This window comes from Buttiauxella sp. S19-1, assembly GCF_022134725.1.
GTDB classification, from domain to species: domain Bacteria; phylum Pseudomonadota; class Gammaproteobacteria; order Enterobacterales; family Enterobacteriaceae; genus Buttiauxella; species Buttiauxella ferragutiae.
On sequence record NZ_JAHWLU010000147.1, the window covers coordinates 1 to 10,010 of the forward strand.

The 10,010-nt window shown below is 51.8% G+C and carries 9 protein-coding genes; 3 read left to right on the top strand and 6 right to left on the bottom strand.

Annotated elements, in window-relative coordinates; genetic code table 11:
- A partial coding sequence (locus MES37_RS21765; protein WP_237932626.1) for a polymorphic toxin type 30 domain-containing protein occupies nt 1-1,067 on the top strand: 1,067 nt, incomplete at its 5' end.
- Between the two features lies 1 nt (nt 1,068).
- Entirely contained in the window at nt 1,069-1,443 is a 375-nt protein-coding gene (locus MES37_RS21770; RefSeq protein ID WP_237932627.1) for a hypothetical protein, read from the top strand.
- 85 nt (nt 1,444-1,528) lie between these two features.
- Here the strand turns inward: MES37_RS21770 and MES37_RS25010 are convergent, their stop codons facing one another.
- Nucleotides 1,529-1,813 (bottom strand): SymE family type I addiction module toxin, encoded by a 285-nt coding sequence (locus MES37_RS25010; protein WP_443107824.1) that lies wholly within the window; start codon nt 1,811-1,813, stop codon nt 1,529-1,531.
- A gap of 217 nt (nt 1,814-2,030) precedes the next feature.
- Here MES37_RS25010 and MES37_RS21780 point away from each other — a divergent pair, with 217 nt between their 5' ends.
- A complete protein-coding gene (locus tag MES37_RS21780; protein WP_237932628.1) occupies nt 2,031-2,600 on the top strand; it encodes a hypothetical protein in 570 nt (189 codons plus the stop codon).
- A gap of 162 nt (nt 2,601-2,762) precedes the next feature.
- Here MES37_RS21780 and MES37_RS21785 read toward each other — a convergent pair whose 3' ends face one another.
- The 5 genes from MES37_RS21785 to MES37_RS21805 form a co-directional block, all read right to left on the bottom strand.
- Nucleotides 2,763-3,596, bottom strand: coding sequence for a sugar phosphate isomerase/epimerase family protein (locus MES37_RS21785; RefSeq protein WP_121815693.1), 834 nt, complete (start codon nt 3,594-3,596; stop codon nt 2,763-2,765).
- An 82-nt stretch (nt 3,597-3,678) separates the two neighbouring features.
- Complete coding sequence (locus tag MES37_RS21790) at nt 3,679-5,322, bottom strand: alpha-glucoside-specific PTS transporter subunit IIBC (protein ID WP_064540028.1); 1,644 nt, start codon at nt 5,320-5,322, stop codon at nt 3,679-3,681.
- Nucleotides 5,323-5,360: 38 nt separating this feature from the next.
- Complete coding sequence (gene bglB / locus MES37_RS21795) at nt 5,361-6,434, bottom strand: beta-galactosidase BglB (RefSeq protein WP_064540030.1); 1,074 nt, start codon at nt 6,432-6,434, stop codon at nt 5,361-5,363.
- A complete protein-coding gene (locus MES37_RS21800; RefSeq protein ID WP_237932629.1) occupies nt 6,431-8,893 on the bottom strand; it encodes a hypothetical protein in 2,463 nt (820 codons plus the stop codon). Before MES37_RS21800 ends, bglB begins: the two co-directional genes overlap by 4 nt.
- Before the next feature lie 295 nt (nt 8,894-9,188).
- Nucleotides 9,189-9,896, bottom strand: a complete 708-nt coding sequence (locus tag MES37_RS21805) for an oligogalacturonate-specific porin KdgM family protein (protein ID WP_064540034.1) — start codon at nt 9,894-9,896, stop codon at nt 9,189-9,191.
- Nucleotides 9,897-10,010 lie beyond the last annotated feature (114 nt).

Sequence of the window (10,010 nt, forward strand, 5' to 3'; positions counted from 1 at the left end):
TGAACGAACACAACATCACCTGGAAATACGATGTTAACGGGCGTCTGGTGGAAAAACTGGTGGATAAAGGCGGCTATCGCCCTCTCCAGTGGCGCTACCGCTGGGATGCCCGAAGCCAGCTCACCGCACTGGAAACCCCGGACGGCGAACGCTGGGAATACCGCTACGACCCGTCTGGCAGGCGCATCAGCAAACGCTGCACCAACCGCCAGAAAACCGGTTACAACTTCCACTGGAATGGCGACCAGCTGACCGAAGAAATCCCGGTGTATGCCGGTGGCCCCCCGGCATATGACGACAGTATCCGCTGGATTTACGAACCCGGCAGCTTCACACCGCTGGCACGTTATGAAAAAGGCCAGTTGCACTATGCCGTCACAGACACTGTCGGTCGCATTCAGGAGTTACTGACCGAAGACGGCACCATCGTCTGGCGCGGCAAGCAACAGCTCTGGGGTCGGGAAGAAAGTGCGAATGATGACAAGCTGAGTTGCAGGCTGCGCTTTCCGGGGCAATACGAAGACACAGAATCCGGCTTGCACTACAACCGCTTCCGTTACTATGATAGTGAGACGGGGCAGTACATTTCGGCAGACCCTATCGGCTTGGCGGGTGGGCTGAATCCTTACGGGTATGTGGCGAATCCGTTGAGGTGGGTTGATCCGCTTGGGTTATGTAAAACTTCAGGAAATTCATTATCTGACAATACGATCAAACGCGCTGACGGTTCAGATCTAATTACTATCCCTGAAAATGCAATAATCCGTAAATTAACGCCTCCTGATGGTTATTCTGGGAATTATGGTTATGAATATAAATGGATTAATTCCACAGGAAGTAAAACTACTGTCCGTATTCATGGTATGGATGCAACTGCCCCAGTTGGTTCAAATGCTAGACAGGGATGGGTTGTTCGAATAATGGATGGAAAGAAAAGCATGGATGTTAATGGTAATTCTCATCCGCCAGGGATTTTTAAGGAAACTAGTCCTGGTTACAATCCTGGCCTTATAAATGATGTTCATATCCCTATAGAGCAACCTACTGTTTTCCCTTGGGTGAAATAAAATGAATGATAAAAATATTTTTATAGAAAATAAGATGAAAGATATTTGTAGCGCCTTAGTGAACAATCATTCCGATCTGGGTAACTTAATCGGCGAGATTACTGATTTATTCTCATCACCTTACAAGAGAGAGGTGATTGCTGATAGTGAAACAATCCAATCTTTATGGGATTTTTTATTTGATATGTTTATTCTCAGTGATGACAAAAATGTTAAGTTTGATATAGTTAGCACAATGTGTGATATATATATATATCAATCAAACATAGGTTTTGAATTAAACTTGAAGAACATACAACAATGGAGAGAAAATTTACTAGCGGAGGAGTCCTCTCCAGAAATAATTGACTGTATCGATGATATATTATCGATGTAAACGAGCCTGTTAAATATATGGAAGGAAAGACCTCATTGATCTTCCCGGCTATTTTTATTCTGTTGGCTTACTAAACTGTCATCCCTCAGAGCGCTGGCCTAGCGGCGCTCTTGATATTCAGATTAGCCTGCCTAATCTCCCGCAGTTGCTGACGAAGAACTTTCTGCTCATGCTTCAGCACGTCCACTTCCTCGCTGTCTTTAATAATCACAATACAGCCGTCAGCTATTTTAACGGTAAGATGTACACCCGTCTCAAACCCCGCCTCACGAAACCATTTACCCTTTAAATGAATATTGGGTTTCCCGGATGGCACACACCTGAACTGACCATACAACGTCACCGACCAGGTCGTACGCGAGGACGTCACTCAGGGCGACAGCACGCGTGTACTCAGCACCACCCTCTGCCGTCTGGTCGAAGCGAAGAATGACGATGCTACCGTCAATTATGAATATGACGAGGCCGGGCACCTCTGTGCCGAAACCATTAACGGCAGACGTACCGAGTACCGGTTCGATGCACAACAGGATTATGTCACGCAGCGCTCCACTGCGGGTATCACCGAACACTTCACCCGTGGATTAATGGGAGAGCTGGAGCAGTGGCAACTGGACAGCCATTCGCCACTGACCTTCACCCACGACCTGCGCGGCCACGAAATCACCCGACAGAATGACACCGGCTTCCGCCAGCAACTGGGTTACACACCAACCGGGATGCTGACGCAGCAGCGCGCCGGCAGTAACACTGAACCGGACGCCCGCAATAAAGACCTGCAACGCCAGTGGCTATATGACAAGCCCTACAACCTGACGATGATTGCCGACTCACTGCGCGGTACCGCCGTCCACACTCTGACCGCGAACGACCAGATAAGCCACGCCACCTGGACCGGCAACAGCAGTGTGCCGATGCGCGAAGAACGCTTCACCTATGACCAGAACCTCAATATCACCCGCCGCCAGACCTGGGTGAATGACGTAATGGAAAGTGAGGCCTACCAGCAACAGCAGCATGGCCAGGTCGCATCGCGGGATGCACAAAGCCTGGCGGCACACCACCTCATGCATCAACCCCGACAGCGGGAAACCGGAAGACGAGAAATTTGTCCAGGTAGTGAACGAACACAACATCACTTGGAAATACGCTGTTAACGGTAGTCTGGTGGAAAAACGGGTGGAGCAACTCATAACTGCTGCTGCCCAGTACCGAAATGAAGCGATGAGCGAGTCGAATAACTGACTCCCCACTGAGTTATGGAAAACGTGGCGTCCAGGCGCCACGTGCCGTGAAAAACCCTATCTCTAAACCATGAATCACTGACTCAAGCGGCGCAGGTAAGCCACACTTTCTAACAGCGGGTCGCCGGTCAGTTCTTCAACAATGATCGGAATATGAGCCAGTTGGCGCTGTTCCAGCACAGCCAACACCTCAACATAATCAATCAGGCCATGCTCCAGGCTCGTCGGAATCTTGTCTCGCCCTTGCAAGATGAAATTCTTGAAATGGAACAATCGGATGCGCTCGCCATGCTGGCTAAGAAAATCGACTAAGATCTCACGCCAGTTCCCGGCATTGTCCGCATCCAGCAAGTTGGCCAGATCAAGAGTCACCTTGAAATTATCGCCCAATCGCGTGTTCAGGCTCGCCAGACAATTGGCGTCGTAAATAATATGATCTTTGACCGCCTCGACCAGAAAATCACAACCTGCCTGCTCCAGTTCGGGTTTTAACTGCTCAAAGGTCCGCTCCACTTTCTTGAAGGAGGCCGCGCTGTGATTATCCGGATGCCAGGTCCAGTCATTGTCGTTCAGAGAGCCAGTCTCACTGCCCACGACGCCGACATTGCAGCGGCGAGCAAGTTCGATATTAAAACGCACGCGCTCCATCTCACTCTTCAAGAAGTCTGTATCTGAATGAGCAGGGTTGAAGTAACTGGCCAGCAGAAAGATGGAAATACCGGCCTGCTGAAGCTGTTGAATATTGGCGACCATCGTGTCGATATCACGAGCCTGCCAGGCCTCGACCCAGCTCCTGTGTACTGCCAGTTGCAGTCCGTCAATCCCCGCCTGGCGCGCATAAGCAATAATCCCTTCTGGAGTCTGATCGATAAGATCATGTCCGCGTGCGCCTATTTTTAACGTTGTCATATCTTCATCCTGTGAAGTCATAAAATGGCTTGCGAGCCCATCAGGGCTCGCAAATTCAATTAATGAAACGCTTCCAGTCTAATCAGACTGCTGGCACTGGAGTCGTCGTGTCCGGTTGAATGGCCGGGCCTTTATTGTACTCCTGCTCGAAATATTCGCGCACCATTGGAGCGGATAAACCCACCACAACCTGAAGGTTTTTACCTGTACGCATCACGCCCAAGGCTCCGGCTTGCTTGAGAGCCTTGTCATCCTGTACCAGGGCCGGGTCTTTCACCACCAGGCGTAAACGCGTCTGACAGTTTCCGATGGTATCGACGTTTTCACACCCACCCACACATTGCAGGATTGCGGCAGCTCTGAGGCGATCTGGCTCTTGACCTGCAACAACCGGTCCAGACTGCTTGCCACGGTAGTCTTGTTTAGAATAAAGGCGCACATCTTCTTCCTCTTCCTCATCACCACGGCCTGGTGTCAGGAAGTTAAATTTCAGGATCATGTAGCGGAACACGAAGAAGTTGATAGCCGCGAAGCCGAGGCCCAGAGCAAGGTGGATCCAGATAAGGTGAGCATGGTTCTTAGCATAGAAGACCCAGTTGAACAGGATGATATCGTTGAGACCACCGCCCATGAAACCCACTACGCCGCACAGATAGAGCGCCACACACAGGGTCGCACCAATAATGGCATTAACCAGATACAGCACCGGCGCCACAAACAGATAGGTAAACTCGATAGGTTCGGTAATACCAACAGCCATTGCCGTGATGATCGCCGGGATCACCAGAGCGGCAATCTTGCGCTTCATCTTCTTCTTAGCAGTAGCATAAATAGCCAGGCCTGAACCGAGTGAGCAGAACACGCTGATGTTGCCATACAAGGAGTAACCGGCAGCTGGGAACTGCTCAACCAGAGGCGTGGTTGATGCTGCATAAGTCGAGACGTTCTCGATCCAGTGGGTGTAAAGACCGCCATCCACTACCGCTGGGCCGAAGAAGAACGGGAAGTAAACGAAACGGTGCAAGCCGGTTGGTACCAGCATACGTTCCACGAACGCCAGCATCCACATACCAAAGGCATCGGCTTCAACATAGAAACTCTGCATGGCATTGATGCCGACTTGTACCTTTGGCCAAAGTTCGCAGGTCAGCCAGGCCATCGGCAACATCACGCAGAAAGAGACGATAAAGACCAGGCTCATCCCCTGGAAAATAGTCAGGTAATCCGGCAGTTTCTTTTCGAAGAAACGGTTGTGGATCCAGGTGACCACTCCGCCGATGATCAGCGAGAAGACGATACTGGTATCCAGCGTTTTGACGCCACCAACCATTGCCAGGCCGCTGGAGCCGCCAACATTCTGATTAAAATCGACCCCAAACTCTGGCCCCCAGAAGGTCAGCATGCTGTTGGTGAAATAGTTGTAAGCCATGTAGGCAAAGAAGGCGACCAGCGCCGCTCGTGCCTGGCCGGTCCTGGCAAGACCCACAGGGAGCGCCATACAGAACAGTAACGGGAAGTTGCGGAATATAGTCCAGCCACCCGACTTGATGATTGTCATCACCTTGTAAAAGTTGGAGTCAGGGTGAGCCAGGCTCCCCATGATATCGGGCATGGTGAGTAGCCCAGTGATAGCGAGCAGCAAACCAGTGAAAGGTAAAAAGGCAATGGGGACAGCCATAGCACCACCAAAAGTCTGGAAGGCCCCCATAAAATTCCGTTTGGACATCTCTTGTTTCTCCAAAAAATAACAAAAAAATTAAACTGTTATGCCAGCCACTGGCCTTGCTCTAGTTCGAGTAGCAGCAACATGGTCAGTGCCTGCGCATAAGGAACCGGTGCGATGGCAATGTCGCAGTAGTATTGGTGGTCATGCCCTACCATGGTTCCTTTGGAAGCCCCGAGAACGATGCCGTCCTCGTCGATGCGCTGCCACACGGCATGGGCTGCCCGCAGGGCTGGGGCAATGACGCTGTCATCCAGCAGACCCAACCGCACGCTGCGCAACATGCCGTAGGCGATCCCCGCCGTGGCTGAGGATTCTTGAGGTGAATAAGGGTCATCCAACACCGTGTGCCACATGCCGTTCTCAGCCTGTAATGCACACAGAGAACGCACCTGGCGTGACACCACCTGGGTTAAATAGCGCCGTACGCCAGCATCCAGGTGGTCGCCCATCAGATCGATGAATTCGGGGATGGCAACAGTGATCCACGCATTCCCTCTCGCCCATAAAACTCCGGCAAAATGGTGTTTTTCGACGTAGGTCCAGCCGTGATACCAAAGTCCACTTTTAGGTTCGCTCAGGTAACGGGTGTGCAGCAGGAATTGATAGACCGCCTCGTCGATCAAATCCTTTCGCTTGAGCACGATCCCGGCAGTGCCGAGGAACAGGCAGGTCATGAAAAGGGTGTCATCCCAGAGTTGGCCGGTGTTGGGTTGCTCCTTCACTACGTGCTGGAATCCGCCCTCCTCGGTTCTTGGCAGATTAGCCAGCAGATCATCGGCCCAGGCGTTCACTGTTTCGCGTAGATCGTCGCGGCCGCTGTGACCCGCCAGCAGCGCCAGGGTGATCATCGGAGCCGTGGTGTTGATCTGCATCGCAGGCAGCCCTTTGCGGATCTGCCCTTCGTACCAGGCCAGCAGAGAATCCTGAAGTTCGACATCGTCTTTGTGGCTGGCGTAGCGCCAGAAACCATATAGCCCAACGCCAACCTCCCACTCCCACTGCTCAAACTGAATCGCCAGGCCTTTACTGGCCGTCAGTTCACCCATGCCTTTCAACTGGCAGAAACCGTGAACGACTCGCTCCAGGGTTGGGATCAGTGCTTGTTGTTTCATTGTGCTTCTCCACTCCAGGTGACAATGGGATCGCATCCTGCCGCGTCGGGGAAACGGTGTACGACGCCCTCAACCAGGCATTTACCCTGCCAATCGAGGCGCATGAGCTCGCCTTGCGCCGTACTGACAACGGCCTGCTGGTCTTCAATACTGACCACCAGTGTTTCCATGCGCTGGCAGAACGCCGCGAAAGCTGCGTCGTCGCCATGACCGACTTCGGTAAACCAGGCAACGTGATGCGACTGGGCCCGATATTCATTGCCCGCAGTCATTCCAGTGGTGACCGCGTTTAGCGGTGCCGAGCAGCCAATCACAGCAAAGGCATTACCGGCGCGAACCAGACAAGTCCGAGGCAATGTGATCACCTGTTCGAAGGCATCTGCTGGCAGGTAGAGGTGAGTCCAGGGGAAGGCGGTATCTGCGGGCAACTGCCAGAACTGGAGAGCGCGATTCTCCACCTGCATCAGTTGTGGCAGCACGCCGTTGCCAGACCAATAAGAAGGGCGCTGCTCGCCACCGGGTTCTGCTTCACCGGGGTGATTGACCCAGAATTTGGCGTCGTGATGAGTGGCAAACTGCACGTCCATCAGATGTTGCTGATGGCCACGCTGGCCGGGATGGTGGTTAATGCAACTTGAGAGGCTAACGCCCGGCTCTTTCCAGACAACAATATTGCCGCCGCCCGCCTGGTAGAAGGCTGAGAGCGAGCCTTGAGACAGCCTTGCGTAGCTGTCGGCGGCGACCGGTGGCTGATAGTCGCTGGAACAAAAAAGCGGCAAGGAAGCACATTTGCGGTTATACCAGCCGCCGCCCCAGGCAACATTTCCGTACGCTGACAACTCAGTGAGCACACCTGCCAACAGCTCTTTTTCGTAGACGCGGCCCATGGTGCCTGCGGCAATCCCATCCTGGTAATGCAGGGAACTTAGCAGCATCAAGCGATCGATCAGTCCCTTAGCACGCTGACGCACCCAGGCATCTTCCGCCAGTTGATAGAGCGCAAACAGGCCAATGTAATCGACCGGATAGTAAGGAGCTGAATTCCACTCGACGAAGCCGTACAGTTCGATGGCATCGAACCACTGCGCCAGACGAAGAGCGGCGATAGCACGCTGCTCTTCGCCACTACGCCCAGAGGCCAGGAACAGCTCATCAGGGAACATCTGGCCTGCCAGATATTGGGCGGTATGGAAGCAGAGGGTATGGTTCTCACTCCAGAACCACATGACGTCGTTGCCTTGCTCGTCCATCCAGTAGCGATAGCCGAGGATTGAACTGCGCACTCGTCGCCATAAAGCCGCCGGGAAGTGTTCACCATTGTGCTCGCGCCAGATCCACAATAGCGGAACCAGAGAAAAATCTGAGCAATCTTCGCGGGCGCTGATCCGCTTTAAAGTGTCGAGCAACAGCCGATCGGCTTCGGCTGTTGTTTCACCACATTGCAACATGGCGAGCAGGCGAGAAGTCCGCTCCATGCCATACCGGGCGGTGTGACGCAACGCTTTCAGTTTGCGCTCGTCGAGGCTGGTTGAATGCTCAGCATGGCCAGGCGACGGCATGAGGTTGACACCAAAACTGCGGGTAATCGAAACACCCGCGCAACTCATGCGCAGCACAATTTGATAGTGAGCGGAACCAATCTCCGCGGGCAGAGACAGAGTCAACAGCTGACCGTCCGGCGTGGCAGTGCCGAAATCCACCTGACGCGGGGTAAAATTGTCATTACCCATGCCGTGGATCTCACCCGACAAACTAACCGGTTGCGTCGGTGCATTTGCGCCAAGCCGAATCCTTACCTGGTTATCCCTGGCCGTGAGTTCCGGGCGCATAGCGCCAGCAAACAGGCTCAATTCATCAAGCACGGCGGCATCAGTTTGCGGCAATGAAACACCAAGCGGTACGCAGCCCTGGTAGATAAAACGCAGCGCAAACACGGTATCGCGTTCAAACAGCTCTTCCAGGTGGATCAGCAGGGTATTTTTACCCGCCTGCAAGGGAAGCATCAGCTCACAACTTTGCATTTTGTTGCGGGAGAAAGGAGTGAATTTGGCGACGGCCTGTTCATTGCACCACAGGCGAGCCCCACCACAAGTCGATAGCTGAAAAGGGTAACTGCCCGCTTCCGTAGCGTGTAGTTCCAACTCCAGCCAACGTTGCACATGGAATGGCACGCGCTGGAAGGAGGAAAAGGAAACCGTGTCGCTTTCACCCGTGTAACTCACATGGGTACGCGCAATGGCCTCACTCAGTTCAACGGTGCGTTCAGCCATCTGCTGGCGAAAAATACGCCGACAAAACGCATCTTCTTGCGGCCCGGAGCCATTCTGGAAGCGGTAATCCATAGCCATATCCATGGCTTCGCCAGCGAAAAATTCAGCGAATCGCTCCTCACGAGGAGGAGAAACACAAAAACGGGTCAGTGCTGTATTTGGCTCAAGCACCCAATTCCCAATGTCCATACAACTGTCCTTGAAGCCATTAGCACCCATCGAGTGCTAGTAGAGTTAAATAACCTGACTTCCCCCTTTCCTGTATTCCAGAAAGGGGGAAGCAGCTTGATGAAGGTGAAAACATGGTTCTCAATAAACTAATAACTTATTTCACCGAGAATTATTGTTATAACCAACACAATTAAACTACGCGCTAAAAAACCATGCGCTAAAAAGCCACGCACTAAAAAATAGATGCACTCCATGCATTCACAAAATCTATTAATAGTGTGATTGATTCATTGTTAGTGAAGCAGAGATAAAATTAGAAGACGTATTCAATCCCGACGCGCCAACGCCACTGCCAGTCATTTGGGTAAGGGCTATTGTCAGAAGGGTCGTTATATGACACATAACCAATTTCGGTATATGGCCGCCAATTTTTATTAATTGGCACACGAATTGTTACGTTATTAAGATAAGAGTACTCTTCACCCTTAAAATCAGGGTAATCAAGTTTCTTATATTCGAAGTCATAGGCGATAGACCATCTTTCCGCATTATAGCCAAGGTAATAGTTCAGCTGGAAATAATGGCCATTATCTTTATTGACATCATCCGTATAGTTTCTCTGCCCAACACGGAAACGAGCGGCAGTATAAAAATTTTCGTTGAACCAATACGTTGGTTTAACATGAACTCGCAAATCCTGCACGGTATCAGTGATCTCGGTATTAAAACCGGCTTCCCACCACCATGTGTCATTAGGTTTGGCAAGATAACTCAAATCATATTCAGTACCGGTAGTGTGGAATTCGTCGAAAGCGCCTTCCCCTTCACCACCATTGGTAAATTTGGACTCTACACCAAAGCCCCAACCATTATCGAAACGATGCGAAACAACCAATCGGTCGCTTTGCTGTTCCTGTTTTTCCAGAAACTCGTGGCGATAATTCAGGCTCCATGCGTTAGCATTCATGCTGGTTAACACCGAACAAACGGCAATAGCGGCACATGCGAATTTTAACTTCATACCTTTCGATCACTCTCCTGTGAAACGGCAACTAACAATGACCCACGCCAGAAAACGTGCTCTATGGCACTTAATGTGGAATGGGTTCATGGGGTCGTATTGAGCGCGTAAAAT

Bases quoted from the DNA above. Each gene is read 5' to 3' on its own strand.
- MES37_RS21770 (WP_237932627.1), top strand. From the start codon at position 1,069: ATGAATGATAAAAATATTTTTATAGAAAATAAGATGAAAGATATTTGT.
- MES37_RS21780 (WP_237932628.1), top strand. From the start codon at position 2,031: ATGGGAGAGCTGGAGCAGTGGCAACTGGACAGCCATTCGCCACTGACC.
- MES37_RS21785 (WP_121815693.1), bottom strand. From the start codon at position 3,596: ATGACAACGTTAAAAATAGGCGCACGCGGACATGATCTTATCGATCAG.
- MES37_RS21790 (WP_064540028.1), bottom strand. From the start codon at position 5,322: ATGTCCAAACGGAATTTTATGGGGGCCTTCCAGACTTTTGGTGGTGCT.
- bglB (WP_064540030.1), bottom strand. From the start codon at position 6,434: ATGAAACAACAAGCACTGATCCCAACCCTGGAGCGAGTCGTTCACGGT.
- MES37_RS21800 (WP_237932629.1), bottom strand. From the start codon at position 8,893: ATGGACATTGGGAATTGGGTGCTTGAGCCAAATACAGCACTGACCCGT.
- MES37_RS21805 (WP_064540034.1), bottom strand. From the start codon at position 9,896: ATGAAGTTAAAATTCGCATGTGCCGCTATTGCCGTTTGTTCGGTGTTA.